16 protein-coding genes, 1 tRNA gene and 1 other RNA gene are annotated in these 17640 nt (G+C 68.1%); 3 read left to right on the top strand and 15 right to left on the bottom strand.

All coding sequences use genetic code 11. The annotated features are described in order from the left end of the window. Positions 1 to 28 precede the first annotated feature (28 nt). From ssrS to AC5P7R_RS15990, 3 genes are all read right to left on the bottom strand, one after another. A non-coding RNA gene (gene ssrS, locus AC5P7R_RS16000) (6S RNA) lies at positions 29 to 214 on the bottom strand. Between the two features lie 97 nt (positions 215 to 311). Further along, entirely contained in the window at positions 312 to 608 is a 297-nt protein-coding gene (locus AC5P7R_RS15995) for a cell division protein ZapA (protein ID WP_010484026.1), read from the bottom strand. Further along, entirely contained in the window at positions 605 to 826 is a 222-nt protein-coding gene (locus AC5P7R_RS15990) for a TIGR02449 family protein (protein ID WP_005410898.1), read from the bottom strand. Before AC5P7R_RS15990 ends, AC5P7R_RS15995 begins: the two co-directional genes overlap by 4 nt. A gap of 153 nt (positions 827 to 979) precedes the next feature. Between AC5P7R_RS15990 and AC5P7R_RS15985 the strand changes: the two genes are divergently transcribed. Together AC5P7R_RS15985 and AC5P7R_RS15980 are read left to right on the top strand one after the other, a co-directional pair. Beyond that, entirely contained in the window at positions 980 to 1528 is a 549-nt protein-coding gene (locus AC5P7R_RS15985) for a YecA/YgfB family protein (protein WP_138969839.1), read from the top strand. 5 nt (positions 1529 to 1533) lie between these two features. Continuing rightward, on the top strand, positions 1534 to 2856 hold the full coding sequence (locus AC5P7R_RS15980; protein ID WP_029379908.1) for an aminopeptidase P N-terminal domain-containing protein: 1323 nt from the start codon (positions 1534 to 1536) through the stop codon (positions 2854 to 2856). A gap of 557 nt (positions 2857 to 3413) precedes the next feature. On the opposite strand, the gene pepQ is transcribed toward AC5P7R_RS15980, so the two are convergent. From pepQ to rph, 7 genes are all read right to left on the bottom strand, one after another. Next, positions 3414 to 4745, bottom strand: coding sequence for a Xaa-Pro dipeptidase (pepQ, locus tag AC5P7R_RS15975; RefSeq protein ID WP_010484029.1), 1332 nt, complete (start codon positions 4743 to 4745; stop codon positions 3414 to 3416). 75 nt (positions 4746 to 4820) lie between these two features. Then, a complete protein-coding gene (locus AC5P7R_RS15970) occupies positions 4821 to 5195 on the bottom strand; it encodes a PilZ domain-containing protein (protein WP_010484030.1) in 375 nt (124 codons plus the stop codon). Next, positions 5192 to 7471, bottom strand: coding sequence for a DUF1631 family protein (locus AC5P7R_RS15965; RefSeq protein ID WP_478436029.1), 2280 nt, complete (start codon positions 7469 to 7471; stop codon positions 5192 to 5194). The genes AC5P7R_RS15970 and AC5P7R_RS15965 overlap by 4 nt, the downstream gene beginning before the upstream one ends. Positions 7472 to 7666: 195 nt before the next feature. Beyond that, a complete protein-coding gene (gene hemW, locus AC5P7R_RS15960; protein WP_111102391.1) occupies positions 7667 to 8893 on the bottom strand; it encodes a radical SAM family heme chaperone HemW in 1227 nt (408 codons plus the stop codon). 56 nt (positions 8894 to 8949) lie between these two features. Further along, a complete protein-coding gene (gene rdgB, locus AC5P7R_RS15955) occupies positions 8950 to 9546 on the bottom strand; it encodes an RdgB/HAM1 family non-canonical purine NTP pyrophosphatase (RefSeq protein WP_005410891.1) in 597 nt (198 codons plus the stop codon). Continuing rightward, positions 9543 to 9932, bottom strand: coding sequence for a VOC family protein (locus AC5P7R_RS15950; RefSeq protein ID WP_005414366.1), 390 nt, complete (start codon positions 9930 to 9932; stop codon positions 9543 to 9545). The genes rdgB and AC5P7R_RS15950 overlap by 4 nt, the downstream gene beginning before the upstream one ends. Next, a complete protein-coding gene (gene rph / locus AC5P7R_RS15945) occupies positions 9929 to 10654 on the bottom strand; it encodes a ribonuclease PH (protein ID WP_049426699.1) in 726 nt (241 codons plus the stop codon). The genes AC5P7R_RS15950 and rph overlap by 4 nt, the downstream gene beginning before the upstream one ends. Positions 10655 to 10778: 124 nt before the next feature. On the opposite strand from rph, the gene AC5P7R_RS15940 reads away from it, so the two are divergent. Continuing rightward, a complete protein-coding gene (locus AC5P7R_RS15940) occupies positions 10779 to 11639 on the top strand; it encodes a YicC/YloC family endoribonuclease (RefSeq protein WP_019661992.1) in 861 nt (286 codons plus the stop codon). A gap of 57 nt (positions 11640 to 11696) precedes the next feature. Here the strand turns inward: AC5P7R_RS15940 and selD are convergent, their stop codons facing one another. The 5 genes from selD to fdhE form a co-directional block, all read right to left on the bottom strand. Then, the gene (gene selD / locus AC5P7R_RS15935; RefSeq protein ID WP_227854035.1) at positions 11697 to 12776 is read right to left on the bottom strand and encodes a selenide, water dikinase SelD; all 1080 of its coding nucleotides are present in this window, start codon (positions 12774 to 12776) and stop codon (positions 11697 to 11699) included. A gap of 26 nt (positions 12777 to 12802) precedes the next feature. After that, positions 12803 to 12898, bottom strand: a tRNA-Sec gene (locus AC5P7R_RS15930). A gap of 24 nt (positions 12899 to 12922) precedes the next feature. Then, the gene (gene selB / locus AC5P7R_RS15925; RefSeq protein WP_031270539.1) at positions 12923 to 14854 is read right to left on the bottom strand and encodes a selenocysteine-specific translation elongation factor; all 1932 of its coding nucleotides are present in this window, start codon (positions 14852 to 14854) and stop codon (positions 12923 to 12925) included. Further along, complete coding sequence (gene selA / locus AC5P7R_RS15920) at positions 14851 to 16275, bottom strand: L-seryl-tRNA(Sec) selenium transferase (protein WP_227854034.1); 1425 nt, start codon at positions 16273 to 16275, stop codon at positions 14851 to 14853. The genes selB and selA overlap by 4 nt, the downstream gene beginning before the upstream one ends. A gap of 4 nt (positions 16276 to 16279) precedes the next feature. Continuing rightward, positions 16280 to 17263, bottom strand: coding sequence for a formate dehydrogenase accessory protein FdhE (fdhE, locus tag AC5P7R_RS15915; protein WP_227854033.1), 984 nt, complete (start codon positions 17261 to 17263; stop codon positions 16280 to 16282). Positions 17264 to 17640: the final 377 nt, after the last annotated feature.

Below are 17640 nucleotides of genomic sequence, written 5' to 3'. Positions count from 1 at the left end.
CCGAAGACGCCGCCCTTGCTGGAATATTGCATTCTCCGCAATGTCGATGCATGCGAAACGACCTTGAACCCGGGGGCTCAAGTGGGAACGCTGGAGAACCATCGGGCTTCCCGCTACAAGGCGGACCTGCACTCCCGGCGCTGTCGCGCTCCCGGTGTCGTTCTTAAGGGACAAGGCGAATGTTTGCACATGCCGTCGAGTACCGCAGAGAACGCGTGGCCATTATAGCCAGCACGCAGGATCTGGATAGGCCGTTCGTCGGCAACAGTCCGTGCCAATTCAGATATGAGAAGACGCGTTGTGCACGACCTTCAGGCGTTGCCGTCGATGGCGCGGTCCAGACGCCGGTTCAGGTCGGCCAGCGTCTGCTGCAGGGCCACCGCCTGGCGGGCGTTTTCGTCGCGCAGCAGCTGCAGTTCGTGGGCCAGGTTCAACGCGGCCAGCACGGCGACGCGATCGACCGCGGCCATGCGGTTGCTGCCGCGGATCTCGCGCATGCGCGCATCCAGCAGGCGCGCGGCGGCCATCAGGCTGTCGCGTTCATCGCCGCCGACGCCCACGGTGTATTCACGATCGAGGATGCGGACACTGACCGGTTCGGCGCTCATGTGTGCTGCTCCAGGGATTTGAGCCGGCTGATCATTGCTTCCACCCGCGAACGTGCCTGCTCATTCTTGGCCAGCAGCGTCGAGCGCTCGGCCACCAGCTGTTCCTGCTGGTGGCGCAGGCTGCGGTTCTCCTCGGCCAGGCGCTGGTTGCGTTCAAGCAACGCTTCCACGCGGGCGGCGAAGTCCTGCAGCTGGGCAAGGGGATCAGCGGGTTCCATACGGGCACGATAGGCAAGCCGGGTAAGGGCGGTCAAGCGTTGTCGCAGCAAGGCTGGACGGCTGCGGAGAGGATGCCGTCGGGTTGCTACACTACGGGGTCTCACGGGCGCGCGCGTGCGCGCCCCGGGTTTCCTTTCCGAACGAGCCGCACGATGACCGAACTTCCCTCCGTCGACGACGTTACCCGCGCCAGCCAGGAACTGGGCCTGGGCGCCACCGCTGCCGAGCTGCACGGCGCGCTGTGTGGCTGGCTGGCCGCCGGCGGCGCCCCCGGCAACGACTGGCCGGCGCGCGTGCTGGCCGACGACAGCCTGGCGCCGGTGGCTGCCGACAGCGTGCTGGCGCAGCTGCTGCAGGTCACCATCAAGCAGCTGGAAGACCGTGACTTCGCCTTCGAACTGCTGCTGACCGATAACGATGACGTGTCCGCGCAGGCCGATGCCATGTTCAGCTGGACCCGCTCGTTCCTGGGCGGCTTCGGTCTGGGCAGTGGTGGCAACCGGCCAGCCCTGTCCGAAGAGGGCGAGGAAGCGCTGACCGACATGGCCAGCCTGGCCCGCGCCTCCAGCGAGGATTTCGAGGCCGGCGGCGATGATGACGACGAAGCCCTGTCGGAGATCGAGGAATTCATCCGCGTGGCGGTGCTGCTGCTGCACGGTGACGTGGTGCTGGCCTCGCGCCATCGGCAGCGCCTGAACTGATGGACATCAAGCAGCGCACCGGCATCGCGGCCGGCGAATACAAGCGTCGCCGCCGCCAGCTGATGGACATGGCCGGCGAGGACGCGATCCTGGTACTGCCGGCCGCAGCCGAGAAGGTGCGCAGCCTCGATACCCATTATCCGTTCCGCCAGGATTCGGACTTCCAGTACCTGAGCGGCTTCCCGGAGCCGGAAGCGGTGCTGGTGCTGATTCCGGGCCGCCGCCACGGCGAGGCCATCCTGTTCTGCCGCGAGCGTGATGCCGAGCGCGAGGCCTGGGACGGCAGCCGCGCCGGCCAGGAAGGCGCGGTGGCGCAGTACGGCATGGACGATGCCTACCCGATCGACGATCTGGACGACATCCTGCCGGGCCTGCTGGAAGGGCGCTCGCGCGTCTACTACCACTTCGGCCGCGATGCCGACTTCGACCTGAAGCTGATCGGCTGGGTCAACCGCGTGCGTTCGCAGGTGCGCCACGGTGCGCAGCCACCGCATGAGTTTCTGGAGCTGGGCCACCTGCTGCACGAGCAGCGCCTGTTCAAGTCGGGTGCGGAAGTCGCGTTGATGCACCACGCCGCGCAGATCAGCGTGCGTGCGCATCTGGCTGCGATGCAGGTGGCCAAGGCGGGTATCCACGAATACGAACTGCAGGCCGAGCTGGAGCGTGTGTTCCGCGCCAACGATGCCGTGCCGGCGTACTGCAGCATCGTCGGTGCCGGCCGCAACGGCTGCATCCTGCATTACCGCGACAACAACGCGCGTTCGCGCGATGGTGAGCTGGTGCTGATCGATGCCGGTGCCGAATACCGCGGCTACGCCAGCGACATCACCCGCACCTTCCCGGTGAATGGCCGCTTCAGTGCCGAGCAGCGTGCACTGCACGACCTGGTCGGCGATGCACAGGCCGCTGCGTTGGCCCAGGCCAAGCCGGGCGTGCCGTATGAGGCTGGCCACCTGGCGGCGGTACAGACCCTGACCGAAGGCCTGCTGCGGCTGGGCCTGTTGAAGGGCACGCTGGAAAAGAACCTGTCCGAGGGCCTGTACCAGCGTTTCTACCGGCACAAGACCGGGCACTGGATCGGATTGGACGTGCACGATGTAGGCGATTACCGCCTCGCCGGTGATTCACGCCTGCTGGAGCCGGGCATGGCGTTCACCATCGAGCCGGGGCTGTACATCGGCGTGGACGACACGACGGTGGAGCCGCGCTGGCGCGGCATCGGCATCCGTACCGAGGACGACGTGCTCATTACCGATGACGGACATCGTGTGCTGACCGAAGGCCTGGCGCGCAGCGCCGACGAAATCGAAGCGGTGATGGCGGGGTAAGGGGGGGCTCTGCAGGGCTTGCAGCCCTGCACCCGCAGACGCAACAGCTGGAGCAACAGCAACAGCGGGCTATCCGTGGGATGGCGGGGCACTGTGGGTTTGCGGGGACGCCGTGAATCCGTCCGTGGAGGCTTGGTCGCCGCATCCATGCGGCTCACACCCCGCAAACCCACAGTACCCCGCCTTCGACAGGTTCACGGGGCTGTTGGTGGGTGCCGACCGTTGGTCGGCACATCTGTCAGACATCGAATGAATCATCCACGCATGGCGTGGATCTACTGGCAATTGCGGTTGTTGGAACGAACGACGATTGGTAGGTGTCGACCCTGGTCGACACAGAGCGAGCGCAGCGAGCGACCCGCTTCTGCTTTTCTTTTTTCTTTTCCGTGGTTGGACGCGGCAGGAAACTGTCAAAGGCTGGGCGGGGTGGGTTTGCAGGACCGTTGGCGCCATGGATGGCGCCATCGAGCCCCCATGGATGGGTTTACGGCGTGTCCTGCAAACCCACCCCGCCCGGCCAAGCGCGGCTTTTGATTCAACGGGCAACCACGAGGGGCTCAGCCGTTGGCCGCCGCAAACTCCGGCCGCGTCAGGTTGTCCGCCTCGCCCTCTGTGCACAGCACTTCGTCTTCGATGCGGATGCCGCCATACGGGCGGAAGAAGTCCACGCGCTCCCAGTTGATCGCGTCGCCATGGCCGGCGTCCTTCACTTCGTTCAACAGCATGTCGATGAAGTACAGGCCCGGTTCGATGGTCACCACCATGCCCGGTTCCAGCACGCGGGTCAGGCGCAGGTAAGGGTGGCCGGCCGGGCGTTCGATGCGGCCGCCTTCGTCGCTGGCCGCGAAACCCGCCACGTCGTGCACCTGCAAGCCGATCAGGTGGCCGATGCCGTGCGGGAAGAACGCGGCGCTGACGCCGGTCTCCAACGCGGTCTGCGGCGACACCTTGATCACGCCGAAGTCCTTCAGCACGCCCATCAGTGAAAGATGCGCGTCCACGTGCAGCTGCTTGTAGTCAAAGCCCGGCCGCACCGCTGCGCACATCTGCTGCTGGGCGGCGTCGACGGCGGCAATCATCGCGGCGAACTCGTCGTGGCCCTGTGCGGCGTAGGTGCGGGTGATGTCGCTGGCGTAGCCGTAGGCGCTGGCACCGGCATCGATCAGGAAGCTGCGCAGCGGCTGCGGCGCCTTGCGGCCCAGCTCGGTGTAATGCAGCACGGCGGCGTGTTCGTTCAACGCCACGATGTTGCCGTACGGCAGCTCGTTGGCATCCTGGCCCACGGCCTGGCAATAGGCCATGTGGATGCTGAACTCGTCGGCGCCGTTGCGGAACGCAGCTTCGGCGGCGCGGTGGCCGCGCACGCCCAGCACCTGCGCCTGGCGCATCAGCGCGATCTCATACGGCGTCTTGCTGCCGCGGTGCCATTCCAGGTAATTCACCACCGGCGCCGGGTTGTTCGGCACGTAGTTGCCCAGCGCGCTCTGTGGCTCGCCCAGGATCGCGCAGCGCGCCGGGTCGGCCGGCAGCAGGGCCAGCGCCTCTTCGGGCTTGCGGATGATGTGGATGTCGAAGTGCTCCACCCACCAGCCGCTGGGGGCGTCCGGCACCACGTGCCAGTAGTCGAAGGGCTGGTGGAAGATCACGGCCGGGCGCTTGCCCGGGGTGAACACGATCCAGCTGTTGGGCACGCGGGTCAGCGGCAGCCAGGCCTTGAACTGAGGATTGACCGCATACGGGTAGTCGCGGTCGTCGAACACCTGGTAGTGCAGGGTGCCGCTGGGCACCACCAGGTGATCGAAGCCACCGCGGGCCAGCGCCTGTTCGGCACGTCGGCACAGCACGGCCAGGTGGTCGGAATACAGGGCGCCGGGGTCTTGCTGGATCATTGCGGTGGCTCGACACGGAAAACGGCCCTAGATTCTGCCGCATACCGCGAAAAACCGCTGTGCCGGAACCGGCACTCAGGCCGTCGAAACCGGTCCCTCGTCGCTGTCCTCGCCCACCCACTGCCGCAGCAGCTGCCGATGCTCGCGTGACAGGGTGAGGAAGCGGAAGCCGGTCCAGCTCTGCCCGGGTACGTGCGCGGGCTCGCTCCATAGCAGATGCACGCCCACGTCGATGGCCTGCTGGCGGCCATCACCCAGTGGCAACGGGAAGCGCAGCTGGTACAGCGCATCCTCGCGCAGCGGCACGCTGGCCAGCATCAGCATGCCGGTTTCGGAGACATTGCCGAGGCGTCCGACCACGCACTCGCGCATCTGGTCGGTGACCGGCACCAGGTCCGAGACCTGGCGGCGCGGCGCGCGGCGGGTGTCCTGCGGCGGTACGGCTTTCATGCGGGGGTCTCCTGTGCGCGGCCCGTGGCCAGTGCACGCAGCGCACCGAGGCTGGCTTCCCAGGCACGGTCGACCAGCCGGCCCTTGTCTTCGGTGACCAGCTGCGCGCGCCCAGCACTGATCTGCCGTGCCAGCGTATCCAGGTCGGTATCGGTGATCTTCTGCCCGCGCGCATTGACGAACAACGCGTGGCCGGTCAGCAGGCTGTACCAGGACAGGCGCTGGCGGCGCAGCGTGCCAGCGCCCGTGTCGATGTCGAACCAGCTGCCGAACGGCAGCGTGGACAGCTGCTGGTAGGCCGCTTCTTCAGCACTGCTGCGCGGTGTGGCAGGCGCGGTGCCACTGTTCGTGCCGGCGTGCTCGCCCAGGCGCGCACGTGCCTTCAGGCGTGCGCTGAGCTCGGTACGCGAGGTGCTTTCATCCTCGCCGCCGGGCGTGGCCAGCCTGCGCGCGACGGCGGCGGCTTCCTCGGCGTGGTAGCCGACCTGCAGTAGTGCGGCCTCCACGTCCGCTGCCAGCGCGGTATCGGTGCCGCCAGGGGCGTCGATGGCCTGTGCGGTGATGGCAGCGATGCGCTCGGTCTGTTGCAGGCGCTCCTGCCACTGTGGCGAATCGTCGCCATGGCGCAGGCGGGTGAGGGTCAGTGCATCGGCCCAGGCCTGGCGCAGCAGGGTCTGCACGAAGCGCGGCGGCGACTGCGTGTCGCAGCACTGGTCGATCTGTGCGGTGGCCTGGCGGCGGGCCAGTTCCAATCGCTCCTTGCCGCGGGCGGCTTCCACATGGCGGCGCTCGGCCAGTTCGGCACGATGGGCCGCCGCGCGCTGGTGCTGCTGCACGTCTTCGTTGGCGGCGGCAAAGGCCTCCGGCGCACGTGCATCCTGCCCCAGCAGGCCCTGCACGCTCTGCGCCATGCGCTGCAGCAGCTGTGGGTCCACATCGTCATCGCCCAGCCAGTTGGCGCCGACTTCGGCGATCTGGTTGAGCAGCTCACGCGCAGGGTGTTCGTCGCGCACGAAGAAGCCCGGGTCGGCCATGGCCGCGCGTGCCAGGGGCACCTGCAGGCGCGCCAGCAGGGCGGCCGGCACCGGATCGGGACGCTGCTGCTGTTGCACCTGCTGCATCAGCATGCGCAGCAGGTCGAGGTTGTCACGGTCGTGACTGCCCAGCTGGGCCTGCGCACCATGCTCGCTGCGCAGCTGCGCGACCACGGCAGCCTGCAGGTCGGCCACTCCGGTTGCGGCACTGGACTGGGCCTGCAGGCGCGCGAGGACTGCGTCGACTGCCGCGCTGGGCACCGCGCCGCTGTCCGCCGGGGCAGGGCTGGCATGCCGCGCCTGCTGCAGCAGCTCATGCAGTGCACTGCCGGTGGATGTGGTCACGCCCGGCGTGGCGGGGCCGGCTGCGCCGCCCCCGTGGAAGGCGTCCTGTACCAGGCTGGACCAGGAGCCGGCCGGTGCCGATCCGTTCCAGCCGGTCAGTGGCGCGGCGGCACGCTTTGCCGGCTGCGTGGCGCGACCACCGCCCACCGACTGGGTGATGATCCGCCGGGTGCTCGATGAACGCGCCAGATAGGGGGTGTAGACCAGGCCGGGCAGCACGCCGTGCTGGGCCAACAGGGCATTGGCACGGTCGAGGATGTCGCCCAGGCGCTCCAGCACCTGGCGTTCGAAGCTGCGGTACAGCGCCAGCTGAACGTCGACAGTGAGCGAATCCTGTTCGGCAATCCGGCGCAGCATGGCGCACAGTGCCTGCGGTGCCAGTGGCAGGGTGTCGGCCTCGAAGGCCGGTGCTGCCGCCAGTACGCCTAGGCGTTGGCCCAGCAAGTTGAGCGTGTTGGTCGAACGCAGCGTCTCCCGCCGCACCATCTCGGTCAGCAGCAGGTCGCGGTCCACTTCATGTTCATCGACCAGCGACAGCCCGAGCATGCCGGGCAGCGGCGGTGGCGTGGAACCGGGGCTGAGGTGGGCCATGGGTTCGCGCAGCCGTATCAGCGCATCGGCCACGGCGTCGAGCATACGGTCGGCGAAGTGGCCGGAGAACGCATGCAGCTGCCCACGCTGGGCCATCAGCTCGGCCTGCTGCTGCGGATTGCGTGCGCGATCGGCATCGTGCAGCAGGGTCTGCTCCAACGCTTCGACGGTCAGGATCAGCGGCGCGGCCAGCGTCTGTCGGCAGAGGCCGATCAACGCACCCAACAACTCGCGCACCCGCGGTGACAGGTTGCTGGCGGCGAGCCGGGCTTTGTCGGCGGAGGTGAGGGAAAAGACAGCTGACATCGGCAGGCGGTATCCGGATTCCCGCGGATCGATCTTGTGAATCTACCGTGTCGGCCGCAGTCGGCGCTACTTTAGGCTGAACGGGAATCGCATCCGCCCGGTATGGCCCTGATGTGCGGTACTGCCGGCCGCTGGCCGGCAGCGCTGTCTTTACCGGAGTGCCAGTGGCCGGCACTACCCTCTGCCAAGCGAAGATCACTCCTCCAGGAACAGGCTCACCACATCGTTGGTGAATCGGCGGCCCAGCTCGGTCGGCTGCACATGGCCATCGGTCATGTCCAGCCAGCCGCGCTGCACGGCCTCGGCCAGGGGAGCGTCCAGCACGCTGCGCGGCAGCCCCGTGCGCGACTCGAAATCGCGCAGGCCAAAACCTTCGTGCAGGCGCAGCAGGTTGAGCATGTATTCGAACGGCAGGCGCTCCGGCGCGATCACGTCGTCGCCGCCCAACGAGGCGGGCGTGCCGGCGCTGTCCAGGTAGGCCTGCGGGTGCTTCAGCTTCCAACGCCGCAGCACATGCTGCTCGGCGCCGGAACTGATCTTGCCGTGCGCGCCGGCACCGATGCCCAGGTAGTCGCCGAAGCGCCAGTAGTTCAGGTTGTGCGCGCTCTGCCGGCCGGGGCGCGCATAGGCGCTGACCTCGTACTGGCCGAAACCGGCCTGTGCCAGCAATGCCTGGCAGTGTTCCTGCATGTCCCAGGCGTTGTCTTCGTCGGGAATGCCCTGCGGCGGCCGCGCGAAGAACACCGTGTTCGGTTCCAGGGTCAGCTGGTAGTGGGAGATGTGTGCCGGCTGCAGCGCGAACGCGCGTTCCAGGTCGGCCTCGGCACCGGCCAGGGTCTGTTCCGGCAGCGCATACATCAGGTCGATGTTGAAGTTGTCGTAGCCCGCGTCCTGCGCCATCTTTACCGCGCGCTCGGCTTCGCCACTGTCGTGGATGCGGCCCAGGCGCTTGAGCATCGCATCGTCGAAACTCTGGATGCCGAAGCTGAGGCGGTTGACGCCTGCCGCGCGGTAGCGGTCGAAGCGGCCATGCTCGGCGGTGCCCGGGTTGGTTTCCAGGGTGATTTCGGCGTTGGGGGCAAAGCGCAGGCGCGCGCTGGCCTGCTGCAGGAAGCGGTCGATCGCCTCCGGCGGGAACAGGCTGGGCGTGCCGCCACCGAAGAACACGCTGTGCACCACCCGGCCCCAGACCAGCGGCAGGTCCTGGTCGAGGTCGCGCAGCAGCGCATCGATATAAGCGTCGAACGGCAGCTCGCCCTTGGCCTGGTGCGAATTGAAATCGCAGTACGGGCATTTGCGCACGCACCACGGCAGGTGCACGTACAACGACAGCGGTGGCGGCACCAGCCGCGGCGGGTTGTCGTGGTCGGCGGAGCAGGCTTCGCCGGGCAGGTGGTTGCAGTGGTCGTGGGCGTGCGGCATGGGCTTCTTCGGTAGTGCCGGCCGCTGGCCGGCTTCCCTGGGTCGATCGGGTGGCGTCAGTACAGCGTCGCCAGTTGCTGCTTGAGCTGCTGCAGGGCAATGGCGCGGTGGCTGATGGCGTTCTTCAGTGCCGGCTCCATTTCCGCGGCGGTCAGGCCATGGGTGGTGTCCAGGAATACCGGGTTGTAGCCGAAACCATTGGTGCCGCGCAGTTCGCGGATGATCTGCCCTTCCCAGCGGCCTTCGCAGATCAACGGCTGCGGGTCGGTGGCGTGGCGCAGCAGCACGATCACCGCATAGAAGCGGGCGCTGCGCTGGCCATCGGGAATGTCGGCCATCGCGTCCAGCAGCTTGGCATTGTTGGCCGCAGCATTGGTCGGGTGGCCGGCATAGCGTGCGCTGTACAGGCCCGGCGCACCGCCGAGGGCATCGACGATCAGGCCCGAATCATCGGCCAGCGCCGGCAGGCCGGTCGCTTCGCAGGCCGCGCGTGCCTTCAGCAGCGCGTTCTCGACGAAGGTCAGGCCGGTCTCTTCCACATCGCCCAGCCCCAGTTCGGCGGCCGAGGTGATCTGCAGCGGCAGATCGGCGAGGATCTCCTGCATCTCCACCAGCTTGCCGGCGTTGTGGCTGGCCAGTACCAGTTTCTTCATTGACGGGGCTCCAGCAGGTCCCAGGTGTTGCCATACAGATCGCGGAACACCGCAACCGTTGCATAGGGTTCTTCGCGCGGCGCTTCCAGGAACTCGACGCCGGCGGCGACCATCGCCGCGTGGTCGCGGCGGAAGTCGTCGGTGTTGAGGAAGAAGCCGACGCGGCCGCCGGTCTGGTTGCCGATGCGGCTGCGCTGTTCCTCGTCGCTGGCGCGGGCCAGCAGCAGGGCGGCGGCGCTGCCGTCGGTCGGGCCGACCACCACCCAGCGCTTGTGGCCCTGGTCGATGTCCTCCAACAGTGCGAAGCCGAGCTTGCCGGTGTACCAGGCAATGGCTTCGTCATAGTCGGCCACCACCAGGGTGGTCAGGGCGATGCGGCGGTTCATGCCGACAGCGCCGCCTGCTGCGCGGCCAGCAGCTCGGCCACGCCCTTCTCGGCCAAGCCCAGCAGCGCGTCCAGTTCATCGCGACGGAAGGCGTGGCCTTCGGCGGTGCCCTGCAGCTCGATGAAGCCGCCACCGTCGTTCATCACCACGTTCATGTCGGTGTCGCAGTCGCTGTCTTCGGCGTAGTCCAGGTCCAGCACCGGGGTGCCGCGGTACACGCCTACCGATACGGCGGCCACTGCGCCCAGGATCGGGTTGCGCTTGATGTCGCCACGCTTCATCAGCACGTTCACCGCATCGACCAGCGCCACGTAGGCGCCGGTGATGGCGGCGGTGCGGGTGCCACCGTCGGCCTGCAGCACGTCGCAGTCGAGGGTGATGGTGCGCTCGCCCAGCGCGTTGCGATCCACGCAGGCGCGCAGGCTGCGGCCGATCAGGCGCTGGATCTCCAGCGTGCGGCCACCTTGCTTGCCACGGGCCGCTTCACGGTCGCTGCGGGTGTGGGTGGCGCGCGGCAGCATGCCGTATTCGGCGGTGACCCAGCCTTCGCCCTTGCCGCGCAGGAAGCCCGGCACGCGGTTCTCGACGCTGGCGGTGCACAGCACACGGGTTTCACCGAAGCACACCAGCACCGAACCTTCGGCGTGGCGGGTGAAGCCGCGTTGGATGACGACCGGGCGGAGCTGGTCGGGCTGGCGGCCGCTGGGGCGGGAATCGGACATGGTGCGGGTTCCGTAATGGCGAGGGAGTACGCCGCCACGCCCGCGGCCTTCATGGGGCGGGCAAGGGGGCTCTGGTGAGGGCGCTAGGGTACCATTCCCCCTTTGCACGCACCGGACACATTCCATGATTCGAAGCATGACCGCCTATGCCGGCGGCGAGCGGGTCACCCCGTGGGGCACGCTGGGCTGCGAGCTGCGCTCGGTCAATCACCGCTTCCTGGAGGTCGGCACCCGCCTGCCCGAGGAGCTGCGGGCGCTGGAACCGCAGCTGCGCGAGCGCATCGCCGCGCGCCTGAGCCGTGGCAAGCTGGATCTGGTGATGCGCCTGCGCGCGCCGGAAGCGGCGGCCAACCTGCAGGTGGACGAGGCGCTGCTGGGCCAGCTGGGTCGCCTTGCGCACCGGCTGACCTCCGATTTCCCCAACCTCCAGGTCAGCTTCACCGACCTGCTGCAACTGCCGGGCGTGACCCGTGGCGAGGCCACCGATGCCGCCGCCCTGCAGGTCGAGGCGCTGGCGCTGCTGGACCAGGTGCTGGATGGCTTCGTCGAGGCCCGTGAGCGCGAAGGCGGCAAGTTGTCGGCGGCCATCAGCGAGCGCGTGGACGGCATCGAGCGCATCGCCACCGAAGTGCGCACGCTGATTCCGGCCATTCGCGACGGCCAGCGCGCCAAGCTGGCCGCACGCCTGGCCGACCTGCCGCACCCGGTCGACCCTGGTCGTGCCGAACAGGAGCTGGTGCTGTGGCTGCAGAAGCTGGACGTGGATGAAGAGCTGGACCGGCTCGGCAGCCACATCGTCGAGATCCGCCGCGTGCTCAAGCAGCGCGAGCCGGTCGGCCGCCGCTTGGACTTCCTGCTGCAGGAGTTCAACCGCGAAGCCAACACGCTGGGCTCGAAGTCGGTGGACAGCCGCACGTCCAATGCCGCGGTGGAGCTGAAGGTGCTGATCGACCAGATCCGCGAGCAGGTGCAGAACATCGAATGATGTTGCATCCGGCGATACAGCAGGGGCGCCTTCGGGCGCCCTTGTCGTTCCAGCGCATCAGCGCACGCTGACGCCCGGCGCGCCTTCGGCCAGCCGCCCCACCACGGCCGCCTGACCGAACCCGGCGTCGTGGAAACAGGCCAGCACCGCGTCCACCGCTTCCGGGGCACAGGACACCAGCAGGCCGCCGCTGGTCTGCGGGTCGGTCAGCAGCGGCTGCCAGTGTGCCGGCAACCCATCGGCGAAGCGCACCTCGGCGCCATACGAGGCCCAGTTGCGGTGGGAAGCGCCGGTCACGCAGCCACGCTGCAGCAGCTCCAGCGCCTGCGGCAGCAGCGGCACCTGTGTACTGTCCACCTCGGCAGCGACACCACTGGCGCGGCACACTTCCAGCAGGTGGCCGAGCAGGCCGAAGCCGGTGACGTCGGTCATGGCATGCACGCCGTCCAGCGCAGCCAGCGGCACGCCCACGGTGTTCAGGCGGGTGGTCGACGCGATCATCTGCTGGTAGCCGTCGGCGTCCAGCACTTCCTTCTTCAGTGCTGACGAGTACACGCCTACGCCCAGCGGCTTGCCCAGCACCAGCACATCGCCGGCACGGGCATCGGCATTGCGCTTGAGTCGCTGCGGGTCGAGCACGCCGATCGCGGCAAGGCCATAGATCGGTTCCACCGAATCGATGCTGTGACCACCGGCCACCACGATGCCGGCATCGGCGCAGGCACGTTCGCCGCCCTGCAGGATGCCGCGGATGGTGTCCTGCGGCAGGCTGTTGATTGGCATGCCGACGATGGCCAGCGCGAACAGCGGGCGCGCGCCCATCGCATACAGGTCCGACAGCGCGTTGGTGGCGGCGATGCGGCCGAAGTCGAACGGATCGTCGACGATCGGCATGAAGAAATCGGTGGTGGCGACAATCGCCTGGCGATCATCGAGGCGGTACACCGCGGCGTCGTCGCTGGTCTCGCGGCCAACCAGCAGTTCGGCCGGTGCCGGAAGTGCTGGAACGCCGCGCAGCAGTTCGCTCAGCACGCCCGGCGCGATCTTGCAGCCGCAGCCGCCGCCATGCGCGAGAGACGTCAGTCGTTGCGGGGCATCGGCCGTTGACGGGGCGGGGGACTGCACGTGCGTGGCCATGCCGACATCTCCAGCGGAAACACGAATGGCGGAAGACAGCAGGAGTCGAACCTACCAGGGAACGATCGACGCCCCCTACTGGGTTTGAAGCCCAGCCGCATGCCCGGATGCGCATGCCTTCCGAAAGTACGGCGGTAGCGGTGGGCTCAGTCGCGGGCTGCGTTCCACTGCAGGTCGCCGCGCGGCCGATGCTGGTCACCGACGCGTCGAGTGTAGCCAACGCGGTTGAAGAACTCCAAGATCTGGATGCTGCGCTTGCGGCCCAGGCCGATGGCATCGCGGAACGTGGCCGCATCCACCGTGCCGCTGGCCTGTGACAGCTGCGCGACGATCGCGGCGAGTTCGGCAATGCGTGCGGGTGCATAGAACAGGTCCGGCACCACCTGGAACAGCTCGCCACGTGCGGTGGCGCGGCGCAGGACGGCGCGGATCTCGTCTTCGGCCATTCCGATCTCCGCGGACAGGGTGCGCACCCACGGTGGATCGAAGCCCCCGGCGTGCAGTTGCGGCAGCACGCGTTCCAGCAGCAGACGCTCGCGTTCCGGTGGCGCATGGTCATGGCCGGGCAGGCGCCACCAGGCACCCACGCGTTGCACACTGCCGTCGTCCAGTAGCTCCTGCAGCAGGGCATTCCAGAGGCTCGCTGCAAGCGAGGGCAGGGTGCTGCGCTGCAGGCGGCCGCTGTCGACACCGGGTTCGTCCGGGCGTCGCTCATGCCATCCACGCAGTGAGGCGATCACCTGCTCGCGCAATGCCTGCCAGTGCGAGGCGAGGATGACCACCGTGTCTTCGCGGGTGATGACGCGCTGTGCGCCTGCGGGAAGAACGATCCGGTCGGCGGCGCGCCGGCAGTAGCGCTGCAGCGCGGCCATGGCAACACCGAAGGGCGCCTGCTGCAACAGTGGGCCGATTCCCGCACCCGCGGCCAGTTGCTCCAGTGCTCCCAGCCATGCGAGCCGTGCAGGACTGCGTCGGCGCCGCTGTGGCGGGTCCGGATCGAGCACGAGGCCGCCGCCCAGCGTGTGGGTGGCCGCTGAATCGCGGGCAATGAAGCGGTCGCCACACATCGCACAGACCGGAGCATCGAACACCAGCTGCACCAACTGCCCATCACCGTGGTCATGGTTCTCCAGCAGCACCACATGGGCCTGCCGGTGCATCGTGCCCCAGTGGATATGCAGCGGTGCCCAGTCGCGCAACGGTGCGGCCAACGCGGACAGCCGCAACCGCACATCAACGCGGGTGGTGGCCAGCAGTGCGCGTGCGTCGGCGATCCAGTCACCGCGGCGGATGTCATCACGGGCGATGGCCGCCAGGTTCAGCGCGCAGCGCTGCCTGGCCATCGCGTGGTCACTGGCCTGGTTCTGCGCGTGGATGCTGCGTATGCGCGCTTCAGTGGCGGCCGGCATCAGCTGCAGATGCTCACCCACCGCGGCGATGCCGCCGTGCACTGCGCCGGTCACCAGCGTGCCGTGGCCGGCCAGCGAGAACACGCGGTCCACCGGCATGCGGAACAGCTCGCTGCGCAGTTCGGCCTGGCGCGTGCTGGCGTCGTCCGCCGCCCACGCGTGCAGCTGGGTACGCAGCGCGTTGATGCCAGCATCGTCGGGTGCGGTGCTGTTGCAGGTGAACACAGGGGAATCCTGCAGCGGCGTGCCGGCCAGCAGGGCAGCGACCTCGATCTCGACCCGGGCCAGGCGCGCCGCATCCACACGGTCGATCTTGGTGAGCGCCACCGCACCGCGGTTCACGCCCAGCAGTTGCAGGATGGCCAGATGCTCGCGGGTCTGTGGCATCACGCCGTCGTCGGCAGCGATGACCAGCAGGGCGACGTCGATACCCGTGGCGCCGGCCACCATCGTATGCACGAAGCGTTCATGGCCCGGCACATCGACGAAGCCCAGCGTCGCGGCCGGACCTTCGACGTCCCCGCTTTCCACCGGGACATAGGCGTAGCCCAGTTCGATCGATATGCCGCGCGTACGCTCTTCCCGCAGGCGATCGGTTTCGATGCCGGTCAGTGCGCGTACCAGGCTTGTTTTGCCATGGTCGATATGCCCGGCGGTGCCGACGATCATGCCTGCAGCATGCTCCATTGGGCCAGGAAGGCCGCTTCGTCGGCGGGTTCCAGGCAGCGCAGGTCCAGCCACAACGCGTCATCGGCAATGCGGCACAGCACCGGGCGCGGCAGCTGACGCAGATGCCTGGCCAAGCGATCCAGTCCGCCACGGCGCGCGCTGGTAATGCGCAGTCCGGCGCTGGCCAGCTGCGCCTGTGGCTGGGCGCCGCTGCCGATCTGGCTGTGCATTGAGGCCTCTTCAAGGGTGTAGTCGTCTGCCAGCATGGACTTCATCGGCTCCAGCAGGCGATGGGCCTGCGCAGCAACGTCATCCTGCGTGCGCGACAGGGTGCGCAGGGTGGGCAGCCGCTGTGCCAGCAGCTCCGGTTCGCGGTACAGGGCCAGCACCGCTTCCAGTGCGGCCAGGCCCATCTTGTCCATGCGCAGTGCCCGCTTCAGCGGGTTGCGGTTGATCCGTGCAATCAGGTCGGCGCGGCCGGCGATGATCCCGGCCTGGGGCCCGCCCAGCAGTTTGTCGCCACTGAACGAAACCAGATCGGCGCCGGCCGCCAGTGCTTCCTGCACGGTGGGCTCGTGCGGCAGGCCGAAGGCCGCCAGCTCGCACAGGCTGCCACTGCCCAGGTCCACCACCAGCGGCAGGCCATGTTCGTGCGCGATCGCAGCCATTGCCGCGGTGTCGACCTTGGCAGTGAATCCGGTGATCGCGTAGTTGCTGGCATGCACCTCCATCAGCAGCGCTGTGCGCGCGCCGATGGCGTTGGTGAAGTCGGCCGGATGGGTACGGTTGGTGGTACCCACTTCCAGCAGCCGCGCGCCCGCGCTGCGCATCACATCGGGGATGCGGAAGGCACCGCCGATCTCCACCAGTTCGCCGCGCGACACCACCACCTCGCGGCGGTTGGCCAGGCTGTTGAGCAGCAGCAGGACCGCCGCCGCATTGTTGTTGACCACGGTGGCGGCTTCGGCGCCGGTCAGTTCGCAGATCAATGCCTGCACCCGCGCATCGCGGTCGCCGCGACGGCCACGGATGACGTCGAACTCCAGATCCACCGGCGCGGTCGTCGCGCGGGTGACGGCCTGCACCGCAGCCTCGGGCAGCAATGCGCGGCCCAGGTTGGTATGCAGTACGGTGCCGGTCAGGTTGAACATCGGTTGCAGGTCCAGCCGTGCATCGGCTGCCAGTGCGGCCTCGACTGCCGTCGCCAGCGCCGGGCCGTCGACCGCTTCCTGCAGCTGCGCGGTCGACAACTGGCTGGCGCTTACACGCTCACGCAGCACCTGCAGGTGCGAACGCAGCAGCTGGGTGATGCGGCTTCGACCGTGGCCTTCGATCAGTGGCGCCAGTGCAGGCAGGCGCAGCACCCGGTCCAGCGAGGGCAGGGCGGCGGCCGATGCCGGGGCGGGGGGCATGGCTGTCATCGCCTCAGTCGCCGTCGGATTGCCATAGCAGCGGATTCTGGCTGGCACGCGCATAGCCTTCCTCGGCCAGCAGCAGATCCAGCGCCAGCGTGCCGAGGTCATCGGCCACCGGCTCCAGTGACGGGTCTTTCTCCAGATACAGGATCTTGCGATAGCCGTGGCAGTGGTCGCAGGTCTCAGCGCGTACCGCGCTCTCGCGCACCGCCTCGCCGCTGTCGCCGTCCACATCGGCCAGGGCGCGATAGGCGATGTCCTTGCCGGCGGCACCACACTGGCTGCACTGCACGCGCACGTAGTGCCACTGGCAGGCGCACAGCGAGCACGACAGGTAACGGTACGATGCATAGGGTGGGCGTGCCTGCACCACGCTGGTCACCGGCAACGTGCCGCACAGCGGGCACAGCCCTGGCGCATCAGCCAGCGGCTTCAGGTCGATAGGGCGGAAGCTGGCTGCGAGCACCGCCCAGTAAACCTGCAGTGCGTTCATCACCAGCAGTGCAGCGACCGCATCCACCGATGGCGCGTCATCACGCTCCAGCACGGCATGGGCCTGCGCATCCAGCCAGGCATCGTCGGCCGCGGCGACGCGATGCAGCTCCTGGCGGGTTTCCACCGGCAGCCCGGCCTCGTTGGCACAGTGCTGGCACAGCGTGCGCAGCCAGTCGCGCCAGCGTCCATCCAGGTGAAGCGTGTTGGCCGGCCGCAACGGCATGCCGGCACCGGCCGCCGCACTCGACTGCTGCGCACGTGCCTGCGATTGCAGCGCTTCGCGTTGCTGTGGTGTCAGTTCGTCCAGCAGTGCCTGCTGTTCATCTGCCAACGCCGCCAGCAGCTGCAGGTAACCGCCGATGGCACTGTGCGCGGCCAGGCTGCGCAGGCGCGTCGCGCGCTCGGCGAACAGGGAAGCGACATCGGGCAGGATGATGCGCGGAACATCGCGCGAGGCCAGTGTCTCGATCTCACCGGGTTCAAGGATGCGTTGCGCCATGCAGGGCCAGCCAGAAGAACCAGGCTCCATCCTCGCCGTTGTCAGCGCTGGCGTCCAGCGTGTTCAAGCAAAGCAGTCGAGCATGGCTCGACTCTACAAAAGTGGATCCCGACCGTTGGCCGGGATTCGATCAGTGCCGACCAACGGTCGGCACCCACCATCAGATCGCAGGAAACTGTCGAAGGCAGGGTGGGTCCGGTTGCGGGGGCGTGAGCCGCATGGGCCCGAGGCATGCTTCGGGCGGGTTGGGCAGGACGCCCAACCCCGGTCTTGCCGTGTGCGCAGGACAGCGCACACGAGCAAGCGGCGACCGAGCTTACATGGGTGAGGGCGCTTTGCTTGCGAAGCACTGCTTCGCAAGCGCCCGAACGCACAGC

The organism is Stenotrophomonas sp. YJH_SMC_27, from assembly GCF_059369815.1.
The sequence above is the reverse complement of the archived record's forward strand: the minus strand, read 5'-3'. Positions and strand labels throughout refer to the sequence as shown.